Origin of the sequence: Leptolyngbya sp. DQ-M1, from assembly GCF_039962505.1 — a bacterium.
Lineage (GTDB): Bacteria > Cyanobacteriota > Cyanobacteriia > Leptolyngbyales > Leptolyngbyaceae > Leptolyngbya.
Window position 1 is genome coordinate 595,399 of the sequence record NZ_JAMPLJ010000003.1, and the last position, 24,820, is coordinate 620,218.

Below are 24,820 nucleotides of genomic sequence, written 5' to 3' on the forward strand. Positions count from 1 at the left end.
GTTTGCCAAATAACATAGGCAGATTCGCAACAATTAACTTTTTGCACCGCAAGCATTGATTCTCCGATCGCTTAGGTGTTTTTGCGGTGATGTCTAGCGTATAAAACTGGGGTAAGCTTTCCACGGCTTCACCCCAGTTTTGCTATCTTCATTTGCTAAAATCCTTGTGCCTGATAGCGTTCCCTGGCGAATGGGTAATCTACATACATCGCGCTTTCTCTCGATCAAGAAACCGCGCCACTCTGAGACGCACCGAATATCCAACATCATCCTACGTAGCTTACCGGACTCATCCTTTAGCTACTACCGATCGTGAGAGCGCGTGTCTTCTCGGATGACCTTGCCGCAAATTATGAAGACAGTAGAAGAAGTCACTCGGCAGTGATGAAGTTTTGATTAAATTCAGACCATCATCTTGCCTCTTCCTCAAGGAAAAATCAGACGATATCTAGCAATAGATTTCGTCAATTTAATTTTCTTTGCCCCTGTTGATTTGCGATCGCGAATTGCCCCTTCGGATCGAGTGTTGTTCGATCGTCACTTTTGTTTCTGCCAATTCAGCAGCTATGTCAAATCGCAAACTTACATTCCAGGGCTTCTTCCGCAAAGGCGGAAGACTCTACCGCAAGATCACAAAATCTTTTGTAAATAGAGTTCTGCGCTACGTTTTGCTCTATCAGCGTCGAGGCAAGCTTTCTACATCAGGCTTTATCTTGCCGACCACAGTTCTGCTGATTTTAGTTGTAGCGCTGACGGTCGGCGCGCTCACGTTCCGGGCATATAACCGCAATGTGCAAGTAATTGGCGAAGCGCAGCAGCGAGTGATTTACAACGCCGCGACTCCCGCTATCGATCGCGCCCGTTCCAAGCTCGAATTCCTCTTCGATGCCACTAAAGATACACGCTTGCCGAGCGGTATCCCTTCACAAGCGACGCTCGAAGCTATGCTGCTCAACAATGACACCATGCCGCGCAGTACCAAGCCAGGTGGAGAAGCCTTCGCGCAGTTGCCCTACAAAGATGCAAGTGGCAACCAAGTTGATGCGTACACATTTCCTGATGAAACCCGCATCGACATCAACAAAGATGGCAAAGTCGATAACGCCTGGTATTTCCGTACAGATACCAATGGTGATGGCAAACTCGATACCCAGGATTCCACGGTTGTTTACTCGATCGTCTTAAATACACCCCTCCCCGACCTAGCGAACAGCAGCGCGGGTACTCCAGCAAAATCGATCGCAACTAAAATGCTGGAAGAAACAGACGATGCAGTCAAAGCTGGAAATCGCTGGGTCAGACAAGCACCGCTCAGCGTCGATGGGGCTTTAGGTTGCGCTAGAAACTCTGGTGGCGGCAATGCGGGGCCTGAAGGCTGGTTTGAAGACAAAACTACCACCTCGAAATTACGAAAGAATTTCCAAGTCGATGCGCTAGTTATTCCGGGCAACGCAGGCGGAACGAAAGCCACACTGGAATTTACCCAAGATCGCGAACTCGATCGCGGCAACAAATGGGGAGCCTGGTTCCGCCATGACTTAGAGATTTATCCGGGTGCCGATTTCAGGTGGAATGGCGCAATGCACACCGAGGGTAACTTGATTATTGGGGCTGGGCTGAAGGCTGACGGAGCACCAGAACCTCAAGACAAGTTCACCGCGTACCTGATCAGTTCTCCGTCTTCCTGCTTGTTCACACCATCGGCTTCTGAAATTAGTGTGACCGATCGACGGGAAGGAAAAGATGATTTGCTCGGACTTGTGGTAGCAGGGGCGATGCAAGATGGTCAATCAAATACCAATGACAGCAGCACCATTCACCTTCACAGTAACACTCCAGATAATGGTAATAGCCAAGTCAAGCTCACCAGTACAACAGATAACGTCTCAGACGAAGCTGGACAAGACTTGTACCGCATCACGACTGATCCAGAAGCCGTTCTGCTGGAAAATGGCTACACGAACGTTCCGGTCGCTGCAAACATTAGCAACCAAGATCGCAATAATCGGGTTAAGAACGTAAATCCAGCGAAACAAAATCTGCCGGATCTGAAAAGAGGTAGTCTGCCGCAGCGGGTTGTTATTGAGAAAGCGGATGCGCCTTATGTAGACGACTTGTATCGAGCGGATAACCTCTGGGGACCTAAGCCCAAGTACGGCAGCGAACCGAATAAAATTGTGCCGGATGGGAAGTATGGACAGCCGATCGATTCAGGCAATACGGTCATGCTCAACGATACAGTCGCCCCAGATGATGCTGAGGCTTCAGGCGTTGGGCTGGATGGCTACTGGGAGCGACGTGCGCGTGTGACAGGGCTGAGACTGTTGGTAGGACAGCGACTAGAGCTTGGCAACCTGTTCACCTGGTATGCACCCCGAAATCCAAACGGGGATAACTATGTAGCAAACAGCAGCGCTACGGTTGATCAAGATACTTACGAACACGAGGGAGACCCGCTCTATCCCGTCACGGTCAAGCCGTATCCCGTCACTCCAACCGGACAGCTTTCTCATGTCGATCTGCATCGCCGATCGCTGCGTGATAATCTGTCAGCAGTTCAAAGCACCGCCGTCTATCATTCTGCCGAAGATTTAGATTATCCGGTAGCTTGTCTTGCAACCACTTCACATCCTGGAACCGTTTGGTCACTGCGGCAGGCAGTCACATTCCGTCCGTCTGAGTTCTTTGGCACAAACGATAGTGGTGTCGCAGATACCACGGCAACTTCTCTACTCACCAACTTCTTTACAGGAGTCGGAACGAATGGATGGGAATTTACAACTCCGGGCGGAGATTACAGCGGCTTCCTAACCGCAGTTCAAAACGAAACTGGTTCACTGCGGTTAGCGCTACAAAACTTGGCGAATTTCGCAGGTGATCACCAAACGATCGGAAGCGTCCTCAAGAGCGGCGCGTTTCCTCCTACGCCAAATGCAGCAGAAATTCACCCTTACCCAGCGCTTTCAATGTGGGGAGACTACTCTAATCTGAAACGCGCACTTGCGAACTTAAAAGCTGCTAACAACGATTTCACTAAGCTCAGCATCGCCGATCGCACCTACATTCAAACGGCATCTTGTACGCTCGGAATGTTGGCTTACAACATTGATCGTATCCAGAAATTCGATCCCAGCGCGATCAATGGACTAAATGCACCAAACGATATAGACATGGGCAGCAGAGGTAACAACAGACAGCGCCTGATGGCAAAACTGGGACGCGATCTCTGGAGGCTCATGGATGGAGTAAACGATGGTGCGACAAGCTCCAACCCAGAAGTTCTCCCTAGAGAGCAGCTTGCAACCTATGACTACTCTGTGGCGGGAAACCGCAGAGCAAACCTGTATAACCCTAAAGATTATCAAGGCGTAACCCCAGAGGCGCTAATCGGTGCACTAAGACAATATTTGTTAACCAGAGGAACGGCAACAAACGGAGACAACCTTAGACCAGATCATCCAGAGTTCGTGGCTGAGATGCGACTGGCAGAGACAATCATGCTCAATCATCAGATTCGCCGCGATCGCACCTATGGATTCAAGCCATCACCCAGATTCGGACAATACACCGTCTTTCCAGGGGGGATGAATAATCCAATCACAATGCCAACGGCTTGCGACCCCGATCAATTTGTTTTCACTGGTGGTCTAGATGGTGACACTGATCTCAGAACTGGGATGTCGGCAGATCCCGTTCTTTCCAGATCCTCAACGACGCTAAGTGCCAGTGGATTAGCTCCTGTTTCTCTACCCACAGATCCGAGAGACTACAACACGGTCTTCCCTTCTTCCAGAGGCAGCAACGGACTGAAACGTGACCTGGCTTATTATCGATTTGCCTTGTCGAAACTGTGCGGAACACTAGATGAGAGCGGAACCCAAGTCTTGCCCAAATTCCCTGCTCTTTACTATCTGTTCCCAGAGGTTGATCACGACTATAACGGTGAAGGGTCTACAGACGGCTTTGATCATGCACAACCCACGACTGAGCCTTACATCGCAGACAGCTATGTGGCTTCGATTCAAGCTGAATTCAAGCGAATCAGTAGCACGAAAGCAACAGGTCGAGCAGGTCATCCCAGCGTGTCATTCACGTTGCCGATTTGTCCGCCGAACACCAATACTCCAGTTTGCAATGCGTACAACGATCTCAGCCGTAAACCGGACGATCGCAATCCCGCAAGTCCAACAGGTGAATCGGTTAGGGTCATTCCGATCGAAGACTACTCGGTAAGCAGCATCGCACTCACCCCTCGTCCGACAACAATGATGGATTGGGATCTACCAACCAACAGCTCACCCAGAAGTTTTGCAACGAAAGCAAACTTCTCAACCAATATCATTCTCAAAGCAGATAGCCCCACCGGAAGTCTAACCCGTGTTGCAGTTCCATTCCTCGATCGAGCGTTCTTCGATGGACGACAGTTAATGCTGGTGCGGACACTGGACGTTGACTTAGGAATGCTCCGCAGTTCGCAAGTTGGATCAAAAACTGCGGTCTGGCTACCTCAAAGCGGGATTGTCTACGCTTTCCGGGAAGATGCCGTTCGAGAAGATGCGATTTCTAGACCCGCTTGTACAACAACGGGCTGCGAGATGGATTTGCGAGATCCGGCAAATCCGAAAGATCCAAAAGTGAGACCCGTCAATCCTGCGCCCCCCAGAACCACTCAAAGCGATCTCAATTCTGGAGAGAACGGCATTTCGACAAAATCGGTCGATCGCTTCCCCGATCCCGATCGACGAATGCACGGCTTCCGACTCCGCAATGGGATGCAACTCAAGCGCAATGACAGTCTTGAAGGCACAGCTATTAATGCTGCCGACAATATCAAGGGATTGTCGTTCTTTACCGACCAGCCCGTATACATTCAGGGCGACTTCAACCACCATCAGGACGGTGACGACGATACAACGGGCAACCGTTTAGAGGAGTTTGATGGGACTGTTGCAGCTCAACTTCTGAATGACGATTACTCGAATTTCTACACCCGCAACAGGCCTGATCCGAACTTTGCAGCACCGAATAGAGATCGTTGGCGACCGTCAGAAATTCTGGCAGACAGCATCACGATCTTGTCTAATGGCTTCTGTGACGGCTCGATCGCGGATACGTTCGTTCGTTACAATCGCGATACCAACACGGATGTGATCGGGAACGGCTTCAGTCTCGGCGGCACTGCGAGATACCCAGTCCCAGATTCTTTCCCGGTATCTGTTACGAACTTAACGGATACGAATAGGAAGCGCGACTATTACCACGAAAACAGCGGCTTGTTTGACCCTGGTTGTGCCGACGCAATCAACACCTCTTTCCACAACCAGAATCGCCCTGCTCAGCAAATTCTAGCGAAGACCGCAGGCAACCGAGACGGTTGGACTTGGGTGCGTGAGAACTCCCGATATGATGCGATCGCAGAACGCCGTGGTGACATAAACGCATCCAACCCCAATACCACACAGCACTTTGTTGACATCACTGCCCCGATCAAGATTTCACGGTCTGGGCAACCGCTAGTGGTGCGTGCTAGAGACATTACGGCGGGCGATTCCAACACACCAGGGGTGCGCGAAAAACCGCTTCCGCCTGTTGCCTTCAACGTTCTATTTCCCGAAAGAGCTTACTACGGCTACGGTCAGGACGTTGGTGAGAATAGTGTCTATGCCAGCTATGGAACAACCGACGGCATGAGAGAACCGAATCTATTAAATGCGCTTGAAACCCGAGTCAACTCCATCATTGTGAGTGGCATCAATCCCTCACGTTCAAAACAGGGCTACGGGGGCTTACACAACTTCCCACGATTCTTAGAAGATTGGGACAGTAAACAATTGTTCTTCTCAGGCTCCTTGATTCAACTGAGCTACGCCAACTATGCAACCTCTCCGTTTGAGCTTGAGAACATCGAACCATCGCTTTCTAGCTGGGGTGCCAACTTAGCATCTGATCCGGACAAACAGAATATTCCGTATTACAGGGCACCCAAGCGAAGCTGGGGCTACGACGTCGGGCTGCAATTTAGTCCAGCTAGCCCTGCTGCTGCCCGCTTTGTCTCGGCAAGTAAGAATCGGAGTGAGTATTACGTTGAGCCGCCTGCAAGCGATCCGTATATTGCCAATCTATGCAATGCAGCAAAATCGGCTCTCAATCTGAATACAAGCTGTCCAAGTAAGTGAGGAGGTTGAGATGGTATCCAAATTCACAAAGCGACAAACACCTCTCCCCTCTAGACTGGGGGCGCTCCGCCTTATTCACAACGGCACGATCGCTAAGCAATCAGATGCAGGTTTAACGCTGATCGAGAGCTTAATTGCGATCGTCGTGATCGCCATCACAATGGTCAGCATCACTCCCCCGATTTTCTGGGCAGTCGCCTCACGAGTGCAAGTCCAACGGGCAGAGCAAGCCTTAAAGCTGGCACAAGGCGAAATCGATCGTGTCCGGGTCATCATCGAGCGCGGCGAAACTGCCAATCTTCCTCCCTCTGTAGCGAATTTAACCGAAGCAGATGTGCGTAACTCTACTTCAGGTCGGTTCCCTGCTGCACCCAATACTGCTGGAACTGGAGTCATCTCTACCAGGGCTTGTACCAATGTTGGTAGCATTCCAAGCGCGATCGGAACGTTCGCTCAATTGGATACAAATGGTGACTGTGTTGGCGATTATCTGCTGCAAACCTTTCGTAGCCAAGGATTTGACCAAAATGGCAATCGATTTGAAGGCACAACAGGGCAAGTTCTCACAGGATTTGTGATGGGTGTTCGAGTGTACTCGGCGATTGCAAGAGACGAGTTAACTGCACAGCGAGGTGAGACGCAGCCTGCTTCTTTGCGCGGCACAAATGGTCTTGGCAATCAGCGTAACCGTCCCTTAGCCGTCCTCTACTCGACGATCGTTCGCAGCAGCGAGAGCCAGAATCTAGAGCTTTACCGCAAGCTCTGTCCAGCCGCAAGCCAGACGACTGGAGCCTGCTAAGTTTGGCATCGCTAAATGCAAGGATACCTTGTTCTTCTTACAGAACGTGACAATACTGCCCGATTCCTATCAAGGTTCGGGCAGATGCAAGGCTTTTATTCTCGTCCAGCAATGCTCTAAATCCCTGCCCAACCTTACTGTAGAGAAGAAATGATTAAGTCATTTTTGAAGCGATACCAAAAACACCATCTCCGTACCAAAGCAGGTGGGTTTACGCTTTTAGAACTCCTCGTTGCGATGCTCGTGGGTTCACTCATTTCGGCTGGACTCTTGTATATCGTGGTGCAGCTCATTGAAACGAATCTGCGCGAATCGGCTCGAAGCGATACCCAGCGCGATTTACAAGCAGCAATCGACTATATAGCCCGTGATGTGCGCGAAGCCGTCTTTGTGTATGATGGCGACTGTTTGCTCGATCGTCCAGCCAGCCCGAACAACACGCGCTGCCCTGGATTAAGGAGTTACTTACCCGAAACTATTGTTGGCACCAGTGGTTTCGGCACGACTAATAATGTTCCAGTATTGGCATTTTGGCGCGTTGATCCACTGCCCGATGAACTAAAGGCTGTTTGCACTAGAAATAGCGATGCTTATTCCAGTTCGGCTGCGCTTCCTGTTGCGATTCAGAACGTCCCCTGTCTGTCTGAGCGAATGTACACCCTCGTCGTCTATTCGCTCAACCGGGAAACCACAGGTCGTGTGAGTCGCGGTCGCGCCAGAATTGTGCGCTACCACCTGCCTCAATTTACGGGGAGTAGTGTTCCCACAACAGAGTCGCCAGCGCCAGTTACAGGATGGGTCAATCCACGCGGAAGAACTGACGGAAAAGAAACGAGTTTTCTCGCTTGGCCCGTTGAGCGGTCTTCGCTGTCGCAGACGACCCTAGTTCCACTACAAACCAGTAGACCCGTAAGCAATAATACCAACACCTTACCGCTAACAGACTTTGTAGACTGGGTTGGATTGTATAACCCATCTGACTCGTCTGGTAGAGGACGAGCGCCTAATCGATCAACAGAAGGTCTCGTTTTGACTCCACGGGACGGAGCTTCAGCCACAGCCGATCCTCCACGCGGTTTTTATGTCTATGTTCGGGGAGGAGACCGAGAAGGCGATCTCAATCAGGAAGTTGTCATCCGAATTCAGGGAGATGCGGCGGGTAGACCTGGTGTACCGGATATCGGGGCTACAAATCGCCCCAGAGTGCCCATCGCGCTCGAAACCCGTGTCTTGACTCGCGGTGTCACCAACAAAACGCAGTAATGCCTTACTCCAGGTTAAATTTATGCAAAGGCAATCTTTTTTCAAATCTGACTCTACGACAAACGGCTTCACCCTACTGGAAGTGCTGATCACCATGATTTTGATTGGGATATTGTTTGCGATCGCGGCTCCAAACTGGGTTGCATTCATCAATCAACAGCGAGTGGGTTCGGCTCGGAGTCAAGTCGCTCAAGCAATTCGGACTGCCCAGTCTCAAGCACAACAGACCAAAGTGAATCGCGCAGTCGTGTTTGACAATAACAATGGTCAACCTCGATATGCGATCGTCGCTGCAGCGAATAACTCAGTTGATATCAATCAAATTACCAATTGGCAAACGCTCGGTGATGGCAGCATTCAACCTGGCATCATTCGTCTTTGGGGCGATCAAGGGACTGATCGAAACAGAGCAACTCTGATTTTTGATGGTTACGGTGCTATTGTCGCTAGTCCGGTGCCTTACGCGATTACGATCGGAGCCGCGATCGGAGTCAATCCAAGGCGATGTGTCTCCGTCGAAACGTTGCTAGGTGCAACCGCAGAAAATTCAGATGCAGCATGCCCAGCAGCGCCTTAATTTTGGAACTTGAATTTTGTGTTAAAGCGCTTAAATTTGAGTCCTGAATTGATAGGAATTAAGCCATCATGGATGTGACGCTCCATTTCTGTCATGCACGACTTTAGACACAAAATTCACACCAAGCAACACAAAATCATTCAAGCTTATTTGCGGCGAAACCCGTGGCAGTCCAGTCAGGGGTTTACGCTGTTAGAAGCCATCGTCGTGGTTGCACTCTTTGGCATTTTAGCGGCGATCGCGGCTCCTGCTTGGCAAGCCCAGTTAAACACTCAGCGCCTCAACGCAGCTCGAAGCCAAGCCGTCACTGCCTTATCCGAGGGGAAAACTCGCGCAAAGCAGCAGAACATTCCGTATGAAGTCGGTTTTCGGCAGCAAGGGCAGCAAGCTCAGTGGGCGGTCTATCCAACGAACGCAAATCCGTTGGTTCAGCCCTGGCAGAACCTTCCTGATGGGGTGAGGCTACTTGGTTCGCCGGATACAACACTACTTCAGCGAGACAATAGCATCTATCGAATTCAGTTTAATCACCGGGGAGGAGTCGATGGGCAACTGGGTCGCGTAACCTTCTCCACGCCATCAGGAGGGGGCACTAAGCGGTGCGCGATCGTCTCTAACCTCCTCGGTACAGTCCGAGAAGGAGAGAACCGACCGACTCGCCAGAATAATCCCTGTGACTAATCACTGCTTTGCTGGAGTCTTTTTGCGATCGAGTTTGAAGATCAGGGTGGATAAAGGCGGGAGGCAGAGGTCGATCGAGTAGGGGTGGGTGTGGTAAGCCCATTCGTCTGTCCATTTGCCGCCGAGATTGCCCATATTGCTGCCGCCAAATTCGCGAGCATCACTGTTGAGCAGTTCGGTGTAGAAGCCCGCCTCTGGAACACCCACGCGGTAGTGACTATGAGGCTGTGGGGTAAAATTACACACCGCTACAATAAACTCTCCTGGTTCTTTTCCTCGGCGAATGAAAGAGATGACGCTATGGCGGTTGTCGCTACAGTCAATCCATGAAAATCCTTCTTCAGAAAAGTCTTGAACATAGAGCGCGGGTTCCGATCGGTAAAGCGAATTTAGCACCGTCATGAAGTGCTTTAGTTTCTGATGCGGCTCGAATTGCAGCAGATGCCAATCAAGGTCGCCCCAGACATTCCACTCGCTCCACTGTCCAAGCTCCATGCTCATAAATAGCGTTTTCTTACCGGGATGGGCAAACATATAGCCATACAAGCAGCGTAAATTGGCTAGTTTTTGCCATTCATCACCCGGCATTTTGCCGATCATGTTGCTCTTGCCATGCACGACTTCATCGTGCGACAGCGCCAGCATGAAGTTTTCGCTGTGATGATACCAAATGCTGAAGGTGAGATTGTTTTGGTGGAATTGGCGGAACCACGGATCCATGTGGAAGTAGTCCAGCATATCGTGCATCCAGCCCATGTTCCATTTGAGGTTGAAGCCTAAGCCGCCCACATAGGTGGGCCAGGAAACCATGGGCCAGGACGTTGATTCTTCCGCGATCGACAGACTTCCTGGAAAGTAGCTGAACACTAGATGATTCATCTGGCGCAAGAACTCAGCCGCTTCGATGTTTTCTCGTCCGCCGTATTGGTTGGCGACCCATTCTCCGTCTTTGCGGCAGTAGTCCAGGTAGAGCATGGAGGCAACCGCATCGACGCGAATTCCATCAATGTGATATTTGTCGAACCAGAAGAGCGCATTGGCAACAAGATAGTTCCGCACTTCGTTGCGCCCGTAGTTGAAGACCAGCGTTCCCCATTCTTTGTGTTCGCCTTTGCGGGGGTCAGCGTGTTCGTAAAGGTGAGTGCCGTCAAAGAAGGCGAGTCCATGCCCATCTTTGGGGAAGTGTCCGGGAACCCAGTCTACGATCACACCGATGCCGTTGAGGTGACACTGATCGACAAAGTACATGAAATCTTGCGGGGTGCCGTAGCGGGAAGTGCAGGCGTAATGTCCAACGACTTGATAGCCCCATGAGCCGTCGAAGGGATGTTCTGCGATCGGCAAAAGTTCGATGTGAGTAAAGCCGAGTTCTTTGACGTAAGGAATGAGTTTCTCTGCAAGTTCTCGATAAGTGAGGAATCGCGCTCCGGGTTTAAGGTCGGTGACGATTACAGGCGGAATAATTTCGCCGTCGGCGGAGCGGGCGGGTTCGGCAGAAGAAGCATGAAGCCAAGAGCCTAAGTGAACTTCATAAACCGAGATGGGTTGGGTTAAAGCATCGGTATGACGGCGCTTTTCGAGCCAGTCTTGGTCGTTCCAGGTGTAATCGGTTAGATCAGTGACGATCGAAGCCGTTTTCGGACGGACTTCTTGCTGAAATCCGTAGGGGTCGGATTTTTCGTAGATGTGACCCGCTTGGTTTTTGATTTCGTATTTGTAGTGAGTGCCGATGCCGAGTTCGGGAATGAAGAGTTCCCAGACTCCGGTTGATCCCCGTCGCATTTGGTGCTGTCGTCCGTCCCAGTGGTTAAAATCACCTAAAACAGAGACGTTGCGGGCGTTGGGTGCCCAGATTGCAAAGTAAACGCCTGCAACCCCGTTTTGGGTTGTGAGATGTGCGCCGAGTTTTTCGTAAATCCGGTGGTGATTGCCCTCGGTGAACAGGTGCAAGTCAAACTCGGTGAGGAAGGGAGACGGAAAGGCGTAAGGATCGTAGATGACGTGATCGTGTTCGCCCTGTCGAATCCGGAGTTGATAGTTGGCGAGTTCTGGTATGTCGATCGTGCATTCAAAAAAGTGAGGATGATGCAAGGGTTGCATCGGGTATTCAGCGCGGGATTCTGGCACGATCACAGAAACCGCATCGGCAGTGGGTTGATAAGCTCTGACCACCCAGACCGTTTCGCCGTCTCGCTCGATTGGATGAGGGCCAAGCACCTCAAACGGATCATGGTGCTGGTTTCCTACAATCCGCTCTACCTGGTCTGGGGCGATCGTCATCGACATGAAGCTACCTACCTTAAGTGGGTTGTGTTAATTAGTTCAAAACTGGAACGTGATTAAACTTTAATGTAAAAGTTCTGTAATAGAAATTAGCAAATCATTGTGAAAGTCTCAATTCTTTTTGTTAGCTTTGGCTGCTGAGTCCGTTTACAAGGAATTGTAATAAAAGACTCCCAACTGATGTAATCGAAGTCGGGAGTCATTTCGATTATGAAAATTCCGAGGCAATCAGATTCAGGCGCTACCTGTGAAGGCGACTTCCGGGAATTTGGCTTGCGCTTCTGCCATGGGGCGATTTTTGCCTTCTTCTTGCCAGTAGTTGATGACTTCGGTTGCTTTGTTAAGCAATTCGACGCGATCGACTTCTGAAATCCAGTGTTTTTTCTCCAACTCGGTCTTGAGTTGTTCCCAGGCATCGTTGCGGGGCCAGAAGAAATAAGAAGTCAGCGGGCTTGTTCCCTTACCCACGACTTGATCTACTGCCAGCGCAACGTTTTCGTCGAGCCACAAAACTTTTAGAATAAACTTCGTCAACTTCTAACCTCCAGCGCAGTCCCAAGCTTGGAATATTACGATCAGCTATTCTACCGCACAGTTTCGGTAGATGATGGAAATCGCTGCATAGAAAGTGGGAGAAAGTGTCGTGGCGGTTGTGGTGTTTGATATTGACGGGGTGGTGCGAGATGTCAGCGGATCGTATCGTCGGGCGCTGGCGGATACGGTGGAGCAGTTTACAGCAGGGCAATATCGTCCTTCGTCGCAGGAGATTGATGCGCTGAAGGGTGAAGGGGTTTGGAATAACGATTGGGAAGCGTCGCAGGAATTAATTTATCGCTATTTCGAGGCACAGGGACAGGAGCGCGATCGAACGAATTTGGATTACAGCGCGATCGTTCAATTCTTTCAGTCGCGCTACCGAGGGACTGATCCGATGAATTGGACAGGCTACATTTGCCAAGAACCGTTGCTTTTGAGTGCAGATTATCTGCATGAACTGAGCGAAGCGGGAATTCGCTGGGGATTTTTTAGCGGTGCAACTCAAGGATCAGCGCGGTATGTGTTGGAAAAAAGAATTGGCTTAGAGTGCCCGGTGCTGATTGCGATGGAAGATGCGCCCGGAAAGCCTGATCCAACGGGGTTATTTCTAACACTGGAGCGATTAGAGAATCAGGATGCTCCGGTGCTTTATGTCGGGGATACCGTTGCAGATATGTACACGATCGTTCAAGCCAGAAAGATTCATCCAGAGCGATCATGGATCGGGGTTGGAGTTTTGCCGCCGCATGTGCAAGAGACAGAGGCGCGATCGATCGCTTACGGAGAAACGTTGAGACAAGCAGGAGCGGCGATCGTGCTGAATAACGTGAAAGAGTTAACTCCAGAAGTTGTAAAACAAGTAATCACCCAAAGTTAATTGCAAATTTCAGGGTGGATCTAACTTACGTGCTGCTTGTCGTTAGATCCATTTGTTCGTTTCTGATGAAAAACTGCTTTTTTTTCACAACAAACTGCCTGTTTCTTACGACAAGCTTCCTGTTTCTTAGGTTGGGCTTCAATGAATTAGGTTTATTAATGCTGTTGTAACGACGATCGCGATTTTTAGCTTATTTGCTTATCGTTTTTGAGAACAATCAAGATCCTTATGAAAAAGCAAAAGGCGATCGTGATGAAGCTGGTCGGAATTTCAAACGAAGATTAAGCTGGCGTGAGTCTCCAGCAAAGATGCGCTTGGGGAAGGGTGAAAGAAACAGAGCTGTTTCTTAGAAGTTCGACGAATTTTTCGCTTCATTGATGTCCAGTCATGCCCCCTAAATCCCCCATTCTGGGGGACTTTGAAGATTGGAGAACTTCCCCATATTTGGGAATGGCTTTGCTTTAAGTCCCCCAGAATGGGGGATTTAGGGGGCGACCCGTAGATTCAAACGCAGCCAAAAACTTCTGTCAAACTGACGTTAAACTGTGCCAATTTTTTAAGCTTAGGCAAATTAAACCCAAAAATTGTGACCCGCAAGTTTAATCCTTGCGGGTCATTGTGCGATCGCAATCTCGATTCAATTCTTACGATTTGAGACTGAGAAAATTCTCTAAAGCACTCGTCATTGTCGGTGGCCAACGGCGGACAGTCTTCACCCAGTCAAGATCTTTATACCGTTTGTCGAGTCCGACCGCAGACACCCACTGGCTCTCTGCTTCACCTTGTTTGCCTTGTGCCCAAAGCGCGGCAGTCAAGGCTGCTCTCATGTCCGCGAACTTCGGATATTTACGAACTAAGTTTCTCATCGTGCGAATTGCCTCTTCAGTCTGTCCAAGTTGGTATTGAGCCAGCGCATAGTTCGCACGAGCAAAGGCATAGTCTGGGGCAGAATCGGCAGCTTTGAGGAAATCTTTTGCAGCAATCTCCCATTGTCCGAGTCCGGCTTCCGCATTGCCGCGATTGTTGTATGCCGCCGGATCGTTTGGATCAAGCTCGAGGACTTTGTTGTAATCGGCGATCGCTTCATTCCATTTGCCTAATCCTTCTAATGCCGTACCGCGATTGAGATACGGGTCAGGGGCGCTTGGATCAAGCTCGATCGCTTTGTTGAAGTCTTCGATCGCGCTTTCGAGTTTGTTTTGGCTAACTTTAGCGTTACCGCGATTGCTCCAAATCGCAGGATTGTCAGGCATCAGGTCGATCAGTTCCGTCCAAAAGGTTTCAGCAGCGGCAAAATTACCTTTATTGGTGGATTCAAACGCTTGCTGTCTGAGATTTGCCAACCGCTCGAAAACTGAAGTAACAGACGGCATCTCAGAGTCAGCCAAGACCGGAACCGGATACCACGCGAAAGAGAGCGCGATCGCGACAATCAGCAAGGATTTGAACAGATGACGAAACATGAAACCTCCAAGACTTTAAGACAGAAGCGCCAACTGGTTATCAGGCGGAGTATAGCCCAAGTGTTTCCAAGCGGCAGCCGTGGCGATGCGACCACGGGGAGTACGGCTAAGATACCCAATCTGCATTAAATACGGTTCATACACTTCTTCGATCGTCTGGGCATCTTCGCCAGTCGAAGCCGCAAGCGTTTCAAGTCCGACCGGCCCACCATTGTGTCGTTCGATCATAAAGCTCAGCAAGCGGCGATCTGTCCAGTCAAGACCGCAGGGATCGACATTGAAGAGTTGAAGCGCTTCGGCGGCGATCGTGCGATCGATGTCCCGCATAGATTTTACTTCAGCATAATCGCGGACTCGTTTCAACAAGCGATTGGCGATTCGAGGCGTGCCACGGGAGCGACGAGCGACTTCTTCGGCTCCGTCGATGGTGAGCTTCATCTTGAGCAAGGCAGCCGTGCGGAGAACGATTTGCGAGAGTTCGTCGATTTCGTAAAAGCGCAGGCGTTGAATCAGACCGAAACGATCGCGCAACGGTGAAGTGAGTGCTCCGACTCGCGTTGTTGCTCCAACTAACGTAAACGGCGGTAGTGGCAGCGATTGAATTTTGGCACTCTTGCCTTTTCCGAGTGGAATATCCACCCGAAAATCCTCCATTGCCGGATAAAGTAGTTCTTCTGCCACCTTCGCCAGCCGATGAATCTCATCAATGAATAGAACATCTCCGGGCTGAAGCCCAATCAGCAAGCCCATAATGTCGCGAGGACGTTCTAAAGCAGGAGCGCTGGCGATTTTACACTTCACCCCCATCTCTTGCGCCAAAATCAGCGACATGGTGGTTTTACCCAGTCCGGGAGGTCCATAAAGCAATAAGTGATCTAGAGGTTCATTGCGAGATTTCGCCGCACGAATCGCAATATCCAGCACATCCTTCAGGTCTTTTTGTCCGACATACTCATGGAGCGACTGCGGACGGATTTTTTCTTCGAGTTTGCTGCGTTCTTCAGGCTCCGGTTCGGCTTGGAGAATGGTTGTCTTTGCGGATTGAGTATCACCAGCGGGGACAGACTGCACCATGACGGACAACTCGCCAGAGGACGCAGAAGCTTTATCCCGATCGTTAGGCTGTTTTTTAGATGAAATGATCGCCATAATTGTGAACAATCATACCTAGAGACATTGCGAACATGGAGATTCCGTCTACCTTTTCCGTCTCGGATTCGATTTCGTTTGAGGGCGCGATCGAACTCACTCAATCACTTCTTCAAGAAGTCGAACAACGTCGTGTACCGGAACCTGAACTTGAACGAATCATAACTGCATTAGTACAAAGTGAGAATGGTGCGCGAGGATTTTTTGTTACTTATTTATCCGACGATCGCGAGTTTATTGATCAAATCCTGCCAACCGTTGTGTCAGCACTGCTGAGATCCGAGGAGACTGTCGGAGATTTACTGGCAAAAAACTTAGCCATGTCTACGGGAATGATTCTGACCCATACGCGCAACCAAAACCTACAGATGGCAGCAGGTTCAGCACGGGTACAACGTCGAACAGAGGCAATTATTAAGCAAATGAGATCGTCCAAAGTTGATCAACATCTCGATCAATTGAAAACGACGATCGAGACCGGAACCGGAGAGTATCAGCGCTTTCTAGAGCGTTGGAAATATGACGCAGAGCAAAAAGCCGCAATGTTAGAAGCAATCAAATCTGCGCTCTCAACCTGATATCCTGACCAAAAGCGAGGTGAAAGGAGTTCTCTGTGCTAATCCCTGTGAAAGTTGCGGCGCGTAAGTTTGGAAGGGTTTTACATTTACTGCCTGTGCCGCCGCATTGGTGGATGAAGTTAGACTTGCTCAAGACCCTAGTTCAGCGCGATTTAGAAGCGAAATACAAAGGCTCCGTTCTAGGGAATGCTTGGGCGATTCTGCATCAGCTTGCACAGTTATTAGTATACACGTACTTATTTTCGATCGTTCTTAAAGTCAAACTGAGTCTTCGCGGACTCCCAACTAACGAGTTTACGTTTGGATTGTGGTTGTTTGCGGGGTTAATTCCTTGGACAGCTTTTGTTGCGGGCTTGAGTGGTGCAGTCGGTTCGGTCATCGGTCAGCCAAACTTGATTAAGAAAGTCGTGTTTCCGCTGGCGTTGTTGCCTTTGGTTCCGATTTGTACGGCGCTGGTAGAAAGCTCGTTTGGCATGATGTTGCTGATTACATTTATGGCAATCAGCGCCAAGACGATTCACTCAACGGTGTGGCTGTTGCCCGTGGTATTGTTGCCGCAGTTGCTGTTCACGGCGGGATTAGGCTACTTGTTTGCCGGATTGACGGTCTTTCTGCGCGACATTCCCCAAACGATCGCGGTGCTGCTGAGTTTGTGGTTTTATGTCACCCCGATCGTATATCCTGCGTCGTTAATTCCTGAAACTTGGCGGTTCTGGGTATTTTGGTTCAATCCGATGACGACGATCGTTGAAGTGTATCGCGATTTATTTCTCGTCGGTGACATGAAGCACTGGCAGGAATTGGGCGTATTGTGGGCAGTCGCAGTCGTTGCGTTTGCGATCGGGTTTGGGGTGTATCGGCGGTTGCGTCCGGCGTTTGCCGATGTGGTTTGATTCGGGCATTAAGCGGAGTGAGGTTAAGAGGAGGCTTATGGACGAGATCGCGATTTCCCTAAAGAATATCTCGAAATGTTATAAGCGGTATGCTCGTCCGGTCGATCGACTCAAAGAAATTCTCTTGCCTGGAAAGAGCCGGGCTGAGTCATTCTGGGCGATTCGAGACATTGACTTAGACATTTCAAAGGGCGAAACGGTTGGGATTGTCGGACAAAATGGTGCGGGGAAAAGTACGCTGCTGCAAGTGATTACGCAAACGTTGACTCCGACCACGGGAAGCTTGAGGGTCAACGGTCGAATTTCGGCACTGTTAGAGCTAGGTAGCGGATTCAATCCAGAGTTTACGGGACGACAAAATGTATTTTTTAATGGTCGAATCTTGGGATTGAGTCAGGCAGAAATCGAGGAAAGATTCGATAGAATTACGGGATTTGCTGACATCGGAGACTTTATCGATCAGCCTGTTAAAACCTATTCCAGCGGGATGTTTATTCGACTGGCTTTTGCGGTTGCCGTCAACACTGATCCGGATATTTTGATTGTCGATGAAGCGCTAGCGGTTGGAGATGTCTTTTTTCAGCAAAAATGCTTCACGCGATTGAGAGAACTGCAAGAATCGGGTGTGACGTTGTTGTTTGTGTCGCACGATTCGGGCGCAGTTTGTAAGTTATGCGATCGCGCGATTCTGATCGAACACGGGAAAGTTGTTTTAGATGCCACACCCCGCCAAGTTGTCGATTTATACGAAGCAAAACTATTAAAGCGAAAAGATCAGGCTCCAAACAGCATTGCTATCACCATGCCCGATTCACAAGGAAAGTCTGATCAAACCGCAGTGATGAGTTCAGGCTCAGTCAAGCCCCAATTCGTTCAGCTACTCGATGAGCACGATCGCATCATTCACACGGTCTTTAGCGATGCTGAAATTAAACTTGCGATCGGGCTTCTGTTTCTCGAAACGGCTGAAGATCCGCACGTGGGTTTTAAGATTCGCAATCGCACCGGGGAAGTGGTGTTTGAATCCAATACCTGGTGTATGCAGGAAACGATTGGAGAAGTGACGGCAGGAACCGCGATCGAAGTGCGCTTTGCGTTCAAAGTTCCACTTCCCACGGGCGAGTACACAATTACCCTCGGCGTTGCGGATGGTGGAATCGGACTCGATGAATTTAAGCGATCGCTGTTAATGCTGCATGACACCATGACGCTGAAAGTGCTACAAAATCCAGATTCAATTCACTGGAACGGCATGGTGAATCTGTCCCCGCAGTTTGAAATTCATACAAGAACGATGGATTTACGATCGCAGGAAGCCCTTTCTGAACTAAAGTAATCCGAATTAACAGTAATCCGAATTAACCTGTCAAACCCAACAGTCTAACCCTAGCTGCCTGTCTGAGGGTTAGCGCAGAATGAGTTCATCGCTTACAGTCGAGCTACCCATAATGCTTCTGTCCGCCTTTTCGCTTGAGCAAGTCAAACCTTACACCCTTTGTACGCCCGATCGACTTGAAAATCTCGCGACGCTTTGTCACTACCTGAATGCTCATGCAATTCCAGGAGATTTTGTTGAGTGTGGAACCTATAAGGGTGGTTCAGCAGCGATTCTATCGAAGTTTCTCGCACAAAGGCATCTTTGGCTGTATGACAGCTTTGAAGGAATGCCGACGACGACTGAAAAAGATGGCGAAGACGCAAAACGCTGGATCGGTGAATGCGTGGCAACGATCGCAGACGTAAAAGCCGTTCTCAGTGCGGTTGGCACTAGCGAATCTTCCTACACGATTAAACCCGGATGGTTTGAAACCACATTCGAGCAAGAGTTACCGCAGCAAATTGCGCTCCTGCATTGTGATGCTGACTGGTACGATTCGGTCACACTGGTTCTCGAAACCTTCTATCCCCGCCTTGCGATCGGCGGCTGTGTAGTTCTCGACGACTTTGGCCATTGGGAAGGCTGTCGAGAAGCCTTTTATGATTTTTGCAATCGACAAGGCGAGAAGCCTCTTTTAGAGCGGATTGGAACCGATCAAGCGTTTTGGATCAAAGGTCGATCCAATAACCGCAGCCCCATTCCTCAAGTCAACCATTCGGGCAATCAGTCCTTTGAAACGCTTCAAGCCCTAGAGCAGAAACTCCAAACGCTCCAGCTTGAACTCGAACAAGCCCGATCGACGATCACCGCAATGGAAACTAGCAAGTTTTGGAAACTTCGATCGCTGTGGTTTCGTCTGAAGCAATTAGTTTAACGACCGTCAGAGGCAATTCAGACCGCACGATCAGCCAAGTCTTCAGTCAGTTGGTATACTACTGGATACGTTACGCACCCTTAAAACACGGGCATTCATGACTTCTAGCGATTTATCCACTCCGATTGCTGATTATATGCCGACAGGTGAACGCCATATTCCTGTTCAAGCGGGAGAGGATACGTCGATCGCCAACGTTGACCACCTGATCCGATATGCGATGGTTGCGCCCTTTGTCCACGGAAAACGAGTCTTAGACATTTCCTGCGGTACAGGGTACGGAACACAATTTATGGCGCTACAGGGGGCACGAGAAGTCATTGGCGTGGATGTGGATCAAAGCTCGATCGATTTTGCCTCGAAATACTATCAGCATCCCCAAGTGTCTTATCTCCAGTCGGATGCTCATTATGTGCGATCGCTCGAAGATGCTTCGTTTGATTTGATTGTTTCGTTTGAAACGATCGAACATCTCCAGCATCCTCGGCAATTCCTCGCGGAGTTACGACGCTTACTTAAACCCGGTGGGCAAATGTTTCTGTCCTGTCCAAACGATCATCGCGTTTCACCCTGGATTAGCGCTTATCATTTGCATCGCTTTCGGTTTACCGAATTTCGCGATTTATTTTTGAGTTTGTTTGGGGAAGCGGTATTTTTCGGACAGCACTACGTGATTGCCAGTTGTCTCGTGAAGCCGATCGCCCCCAAGGCTAAAGTGTCCCAGTTTGATGCGTACCAAAATAGCTTGCCTGACGGGTTTTTTGGACAGCATTACTTAGAGCATCTCTCGTCGATCGAAGACGCAGATGGTTATTTAGCGATCGTGGGTGTGGATGAATCGCAACTGACCAATCAGATGAGTTTGTCGCAGAGGGCTTTTCAAGTATTAATGCACGCGATGTGCCACGCGGAAGCTGCACGAATCGGACAACAAAACGACCAAATTCAGCTTCAACACTTGCAAGCTCAGTTAGCTCAAGCTCAACAAGAAGCTGGAATTGCACAAGCGAGAATTGCAGCCATGGAAAGCAGCAAGTTTTGGCAGTTGCGGCGAAGCTGGTTTCACGTCAAACGGCGGCTTGGATTACCCATCAATGAGTAATATGTTCTAAAGATTTAATTGAGAATGTCAAAGCAAATTGTTTGCACTACGATTACAAAAAGTCATCTAGCTTATGCAAGAACGCTAGCAGAAACGCTGCTTGAGCATAACCCTGATGCAGAACTTTATGTGTTATTGGCAGATCGACTCGACGATACGTTTGATCCAGCGATCGAGCCGTTTAAATTAATTCAGCTTGAAGAATTACCCGATCAAAATCTGATCGAGCGTATGACGTTTTACTATACGCCGTTTGAGTTCTGCTGTGCTTTACGGGGGCTTTTACATCAATACGTTTTTGAAACACTCAATGCTGAACGCTGGATCTTCTTAGACTCTGATGTAATGGTTTGTCACTCGTTAGACGTGATTTTTGATCAGCTTTCTGATGTTTCAATCTTGTTATCACCCCACGCAGAAACTCCGGTTGAAATTGAGTATGCGGCTCATGAAGCTTGCTTTCTCAATGCAGGAATGTACAACGGGGGATTTCTAGGACTGCGGCGAACTGAAGAAACCTATCGATTTATCAATTGGTGGAAAGAAAGATTAATTCATTACGGTTTTTCGGATCTCTCGATCGCTGATCCACGCGGGTTGTTTGTTGATCAACTTTGGCTTAATTTTGTGCCTCTGTATTTCCGGGACTTCAAGTTACTTCTGCATCCGGGGACAAACATCGGGCATTGGAACTTTTACGATCGTCAATTCGAGGATGACGGCAACGGTAACATTCAGGTCAATCAACAACCACTTTTATTTATTCACTTTAGCGGTTGGAATTTGTCCAATCCCTATCAAATTTCAAAGTATAGTTTGCTGCCGTATGAGGAGCAAATTGATTCACCTTGGGGAAAAATGGCAACGCAGTATCGTGAAAAGCTGCTAAAAAACGGTTACGAAGTCACAAGCCAGCTACCCTATGCGTTTGGAACATTTCACGATGGCAGCTCGATCGATTGGATCAGCCGACGGGGTTACTACGACGAGTTGAAGCGTGGCATTACGGGAGAAGATTCACCCTTTGATCGGGCTGCGTATTTTCAAAGCCAGTCTTATTGGATCGATAGCATTCCGCTTTTAACTGAGAAATTGCATCAAGCCAATCAAACCATCCATCAACTTCACGCTCAAGTCGAACAGATACAAACATCACTACAAGAGACAATCGCACAACAACAACTCACAATCGAACAGCAGCAGCAAACAATCGCACAACAACAACTTACAATCGCACAACAACAACTTACAATCGAACAGCAGCAACAACAAATTTGCGAGAAAGACGGTATGCTTGATCAAATTCATCTGCGGTTGCAGGCAATTGAGAATAGTAAGTTTTGGCAATTCAGGAATCTGTGGTGGAAGCTGCGACGATCGCTGGGACAAACAGATACATTAGCGCAGTAATTTCTCACTAGAGACAGGATCGTGAGCGGTACAATTGACCGAATCCTTGATGTGATTCAACAAAGGAATGGTGGAGATGGGAGCGGATCAAATTCAAATTGATGTTGATAAATTGATGCAGCAAATCACTGAAGATGTCGCTGATCGTCCGCTAATTCCGATTCCACCTCCCGCTTCTTCGATCATCCAACAGCCAGTCCAAATGCTCGTTCGCCCATCGCTGTGGAAAAGGGCTAAGGGCAGAAGTAAGCGGTATGCGTTAGCGATCGCTCGACGAGTGAAACACTTCGGTTCACGAGCGCGCCAATCGCTTGCCGCAAAAAAGCACAAGCTTAAAGCGATTATTGTGCAATCCAAGCCTGCGCCGCCCCCAGTGGTTGAAACACCGATGGGATCTCCTCAACCCGCTCCGCCTCCGGTGGTTGAAGCGCCAATCGATCCCTTTGTAAATCGCAGAGATTCAGAGATTCGGATTGCTGTTTTGACTCCTTGCTTAGTCGATGGCGATGCCGTGGGAAACGATGTGATGGGAATGTATCACGTCTTAATGAAGCAGGGCTATGTGTGTCAAATCTTCTGCGATGTCTGGACAACATCCGCTGTAGACGTGAAGCATATCAGTCAAATCAAATCATTCTTGACTAAACCTTCCGATATATTGATTTATCACTATTCTGTGGGTTGGGATGCTGCATTAGTTCCGATTCGAGAAATTGACTGCAAGAAAGTGATTAAATATCACAACGTGACACCGCCGCAGTATTTCGAGAACTTTAACCCAGACTATACCAACGTCTGTCGGGCTGGACGCGCACAGCTTCAAACGATCGCCAACATTCCAGGAGCAACTTATCTATCAGATTCTGCCTATAACGCTGGTGAGCTACTTGAACTGGGTGTATCGCCTGAAAATAGTTCAGTCTTGCCCCCGTTTCATCATATTGACAGCTTGCAGTTTACAGAGCCGGATTCTTCGGTTCTAAGCGCTTACCACGATGGCAAGTTCAACATTCTCATGGTGGGTCGATTGGCTCCGAACAAGGGTCACGCTGCGTTAATTGAAGCCTTTCATCATTATTACCGCTATTACAACCCCAACAGTCGCTTACTGATTGTAGGTAAAGCCGATCCCCGCTTAGACAAGTACAGTAACTTTCTGAACCAAAAGGTTGCAGAATTAGAACTTGCAAATGCAGTCGTATTCACTGGAGGCGTTTCTGCGGAGGCGCTGAAATCGTATTATTTGGTATCGCACGCTTTCATGATTACAAGCGATCACGAAGGATTCTGTGTGCCGCTAGTCGAAGCCATGTCGATTAAGCTACCGATCGTCGCTTATGGCTCCACTGCCATTCCACACACGGTCGATAAAGCGGGCTTAGTGTGGTCGCAAGCTGATCCTGCCCTACTTGCGGGTTCGCTCGATCGAATTGCAACCAGCGAGTCTGTAAGCCGTCAACTCGGTCAATTGGGTTGGCAGCGCTATGAAGAGGTATTTTCTAATCGCAGAATCGAAGCAAAATTTCTTCAGTTGATCAATCATTTAGCCGTAGAGTCGAAATGAAACGAATTGCACTGGTTGTTCAACGCTGTCATCCGAGTATTGTCGGTGGCTCAGAGTCCCTAGCTTGGCAATATGCGACCCTGTTGCAGAATCAATTTCAGGTGGATATTCTCACGACAACTGCGCTGGACTACAAAACCTGGGCAAACGATTTACCCGCTGAGTGCGAGAGCCAAGGCAATATCCGGATTTTTCGGTTTGAGGTGACGATCGAACGCACTGCCTTTTGGGAAGGACTGCACAATCGCTTGCTGCATGATTTTCATCGGGGTCGATCGCTCTCCTATTGGACAACTGCGCTCCAGGAAGAATACATCCGACAGCAGGGGCCTCATTCTACGCCGCTGCTCGAATTTCTGGGCGATCGCCATGCAGAGTACGAAGCCGTTCTCTTTTTCACGTATTTGTATTCCCCAACTTATTTTGGGGTCGAACAAGTGCCCGCTGAGAAGGTTCTGATTGCGCCAACGCTGCACGATGAAGCGCCCGCTTATTTTCGCGTCTATGGGGATATGGTTCACAAGGCACGATCGCTGATTTGGCTGACCCACGCGGAGCAACAATTTGGACAGGCCCTTTGGGGGAAATTGCCCGGAAAAGTGATTGCAATGGCGATCGATACAGACTTACACTCGCCCATGGAATTAGACTATCCCTACATCTTGTACTGCGGTCGAATCGACGCAGGTAAAGGCTGTGCCGAGTTGATCGAGTTTTTTACTCGGTTTAAGAAACGCTACCCGTCGAAGCTGCGGTTAATCTTGACCGGACAGAACCACATGGTACTGCCGCAGCGCGAGGATATTGAGTTTCTTGGATTTGTTTCAGCGACGATGAAATTTCAGTTGATGGCAGGCGCATCGGTTTTTGTGATGCCCTCTCCTTACGAAAGCTTTAGTATTGTGACTTTAGAAGCAATGGCACAAGTTACGCCAATTTTAGTGAATGGCGCTTGTCAAGTTCTAGTTGAACATGCGGAGCGCAGCGAAGGCGGTAGAATTTACGCCGACTACACCAGCTTTGAGCATCACCTTAAAGACCTGTTATCAAACCCAAGCCAGCAGGAAAGAATGGGCAAATTAGCCAGACAATATGTGTTGCGGAATTATTCATTCGAGCAAATTCAGAAAAACTTGATTGAGACAATTCAGTACAATACGTGAGCGATCGTTTGCTATTTTTTGTGGGCTACTGGCAATTCAATGATTGTTGCAAT

18 protein-coding genes are annotated in these 24,820 nt (G+C 49.2%); 14 read left to right on the top strand and 4 right to left on the bottom strand.

Going from position 1 to position 24,820, the window contains the following annotated elements; translation table 11 throughout:
- Positions 1-566: 566 nt before the first annotated feature.
- The 5 genes from hpsA (at position 567) to NC981_RS12580 (ending at position 9,496) form a co-directional block, all read left to right on the top strand.
- Entirely contained in the window at positions 567-6,176 is a 5,610-nt protein-coding gene (hpsA, locus tag NC981_RS12560; protein ID WP_348243092.1) for a hormogonium polysaccharide biosynthesis protein HpsA, read from the top strand.
- 10 nt (positions 6,177-6,186) lie between these two features.
- Positions 6,187-6,975, top strand: coding sequence for a type II secretion system protein (locus NC981_RS12565; RefSeq protein ID WP_348243093.1), 789 nt, complete (start codon positions 6,187-6,189; stop codon positions 6,973-6,975).
- 150 nt (positions 6,976-7,125) lie between these two features.
- The gene (locus NC981_RS12570) at positions 7,126-8,238 is read left to right on the top strand and encodes a prepilin-type N-terminal cleavage/methylation domain-containing protein (protein ID WP_348243094.1); all 1,113 of its coding nucleotides are present in this window, start codon (positions 7,126-7,128) and stop codon (positions 8,236-8,238) included.
- Between the two features lie 22 nt (positions 8,239-8,260).
- Entirely contained in the window at positions 8,261-8,815 is a 555-nt protein-coding gene (locus tag NC981_RS12575; protein ID WP_348243095.1) for a prepilin-type N-terminal cleavage/methylation domain-containing protein, read from the top strand.
- A gap of 93 nt (positions 8,816-8,908) precedes the next feature.
- Positions 8,909-9,496, top strand: coding sequence for a prepilin-type N-terminal cleavage/methylation domain-containing protein (locus NC981_RS12580; RefSeq protein WP_348243096.1), 588 nt, complete (start codon positions 8,909-8,911; stop codon positions 9,494-9,496).
- On the opposite strand, the gene glgB is transcribed toward NC981_RS12580, so the two are convergent.
- Positions 9,497-11,782: a 1,4-alpha-glucan branching enzyme gene (gene glgB, locus NC981_RS12585; RefSeq protein ID WP_348243097.1), complete on the bottom strand. Its 2,286-nt coding sequence runs from the start codon at positions 11,780-11,782 to the stop codon at positions 9,497-9,499.
- Between the two features lie 231 nt (positions 11,783-12,013).
- Positions 12,014-12,313 carry a 30S ribosomal protein PSRP-3 gene (locus NC981_RS12590; RefSeq protein ID WP_190378995.1) on the bottom strand — a complete coding sequence of 100 codons (300 nt, stop codon included), beginning with the start codon at positions 12,311-12,313 and terminating at the stop codon, positions 12,014-12,016.
- 94 nt (positions 12,314-12,407) lie between these two features.
- Between NC981_RS12590 and NC981_RS12595 the strand changes: the two genes are divergently transcribed.
- On the top strand, positions 12,408-13,193 hold the full coding sequence (locus NC981_RS12595; protein WP_348243098.1) for a TIGR01548 family HAD-type hydrolase: 786 nt from the start codon (positions 12,408-12,410) through the stop codon (positions 13,191-13,193).
- A gap of 644 nt (positions 13,194-13,837) precedes the next feature.
- On the opposite strand, the gene NC981_RS12600 is transcribed toward NC981_RS12595, so the two are convergent.
- A complete protein-coding gene (locus NC981_RS12600; RefSeq protein ID WP_348243099.1) occupies positions 13,838-14,656 on the bottom strand; it encodes a tetratricopeptide repeat protein in 819 nt (272 codons plus the stop codon).
- A gap of 15 nt (positions 14,657-14,671) precedes the next feature.
- Positions 14,672-15,805, bottom strand: a complete 1,134-nt coding sequence (gene ruvB / locus NC981_RS12605) for a Holliday junction branch migration DNA helicase RuvB (RefSeq protein ID WP_348243100.1) — start codon at positions 15,803-15,805, stop codon at positions 14,672-14,674.
- A 35-nt stretch (positions 15,806-15,840) separates the two neighbouring features.
- On the opposite strand from ruvB, the gene NC981_RS12610 reads away from it, so the two are divergent.
- The 8 genes from NC981_RS12610 (at position 15,841) to NC981_RS12645 (ending at position 24,767) form a co-directional block, all read left to right on the top strand.
- Positions 15,841-16,383, top strand: a complete 543-nt coding sequence (locus tag NC981_RS12610; protein WP_348243101.1) for a hypothetical protein — start codon at positions 15,841-15,843, stop codon at positions 16,381-16,383.
- A gap of 47 nt (positions 16,384-16,430) precedes the next feature.
- On the top strand, positions 16,431-17,276 hold the full coding sequence (locus NC981_RS12615; RefSeq protein WP_348243245.1) for an ABC transporter permease: 846 nt from the start codon (positions 16,431-16,433) through the stop codon (positions 17,274-17,276).
- Between the two features lie 37 nt (positions 17,277-17,313).
- Positions 17,314-18,612 (top strand): ABC transporter ATP-binding protein, encoded by a 1,299-nt coding sequence (locus NC981_RS12620; protein ID WP_348243102.1) that lies wholly within the window; start codon positions 17,314-17,316, stop codon positions 18,610-18,612.
- Positions 18,613-18,691: 79 nt separating this feature from the next.
- Entirely contained in the window at positions 18,692-19,528 is an 837-nt protein-coding gene (locus tag NC981_RS12625; protein ID WP_348243103.1) for a TylF/MycF/NovP-related O-methyltransferase, read from the top strand.
- Between the two features lie 97 nt (positions 19,529-19,625).
- Complete coding sequence (locus NC981_RS12630; RefSeq protein ID WP_348243104.1) at positions 19,626-20,630, top strand: class I SAM-dependent methyltransferase; 1,005 nt, start codon at positions 19,626-19,628, stop codon at positions 20,628-20,630.
- Between the two features lie 24 nt (positions 20,631-20,654).
- The gene (locus NC981_RS12635; protein WP_348243105.1) at positions 20,655-22,040 is read left to right on the top strand and encodes a glycosyl transferase, group 1; all 1,386 of its coding nucleotides are present in this window, start codon (positions 20,655-20,657) and stop codon (positions 22,038-22,040) included.
- A 76-nt stretch (positions 22,041-22,116) separates the two neighbouring features.
- Entirely contained in the window at positions 22,117-23,604 is a 1,488-nt protein-coding gene (locus tag NC981_RS12640) for a glycosyltransferase family 4 protein (protein WP_348243106.1), read from the top strand.
- Positions 23,601-24,767, top strand: coding sequence for a glycosyltransferase family 4 protein (locus NC981_RS12645; protein WP_348243107.1), 1,167 nt, complete (start codon positions 23,601-23,603; stop codon positions 24,765-24,767). The genes NC981_RS12640 and NC981_RS12645 overlap by 4 nt, the downstream gene beginning before the upstream one ends.
- Positions 24,768-24,820 lie beyond the last annotated feature (53 nt).

What these genes read in the sequence shown, in the direction of transcription:
- hpsA (WP_348243092.1), top strand. Translation starts at nt 567, where the DNA reads ATGTCAAATCGCAAACTTACATTCCAGGGCTTCTTCCGCAAAGGCGGA.
- NC981_RS12565 (WP_348243093.1), top strand. Translation starts at nt 6,187, where the DNA reads ATGGTATCCAAATTCACAAAGCGACAAACACCTCTCCCCTCTAGACTG.
- NC981_RS12570 (WP_348243094.1), top strand. Translation starts at nt 7,126, where the DNA reads ATGATTAAGTCATTTTTGAAGCGATACCAAAAACACCATCTCCGTACC.
- NC981_RS12575 (WP_348243095.1), top strand. Translation starts at nt 8,261, where the DNA reads ATGCAAAGGCAATCTTTTTTCAAATCTGACTCTACGACAAACGGCTTC.
- NC981_RS12580 (WP_348243096.1), top strand. Translation starts at nt 8,909, where the DNA reads ATGCACGACTTTAGACACAAAATTCACACCAAGCAACACAAAATCATT.
- glgB (WP_348243097.1), bottom strand. Translation starts at nt 11,782, where the DNA reads ATGTCGATGACGATCGCCCCAGACCAGGTAGAGCGGATTGTAGGAAAC.
- NC981_RS12600 (WP_348243099.1), bottom strand. Translation starts at nt 14,656, where the DNA reads ATGTTTCGTCATCTGTTCAAATCCTTGCTGATTGTCGCGATCGCGCTC.
- ruvB (WP_348243100.1), bottom strand. Translation starts at nt 15,805, where the DNA reads ATGGCGATCATTTCATCTAAAAAACAGCCTAACGATCGGGATAAAGCT.
- NC981_RS12610 (WP_348243101.1), top strand. Translation starts at nt 15,841, where the DNA reads ATGGAGATTCCGTCTACCTTTTCCGTCTCGGATTCGATTTCGTTTGAG.
- NC981_RS12620 (WP_348243102.1), top strand. Translation starts at nt 17,314, where the DNA reads ATGGACGAGATCGCGATTTCCCTAAAGAATATCTCGAAATGTTATAAG.
- NC981_RS12625 (WP_348243103.1), top strand. Translation starts at nt 18,692, where the DNA reads ATGAGTTCATCGCTTACAGTCGAGCTACCCATAATGCTTCTGTCCGCC.
- NC981_RS12630 (WP_348243104.1), top strand. Translation starts at nt 19,626, where the DNA reads ATGACTTCTAGCGATTTATCCACTCCGATTGCTGATTATATGCCGACA.
- NC981_RS12635 (WP_348243105.1), top strand. Translation starts at nt 20,655, where the DNA reads ATGTCAAAGCAAATTGTTTGCACTACGATTACAAAAAGTCATCTAGCT.
- NC981_RS12640 (WP_348243106.1), top strand. Translation starts at nt 22,117, where the DNA reads ATGGGAGCGGATCAAATTCAAATTGATGTTGATAAATTGATGCAGCAA.
- NC981_RS12645 (WP_348243107.1), top strand. Translation starts at nt 23,601, where the DNA reads ATGAAACGAATTGCACTGGTTGTTCAACGCTGTCATCCGAGTATTGTC.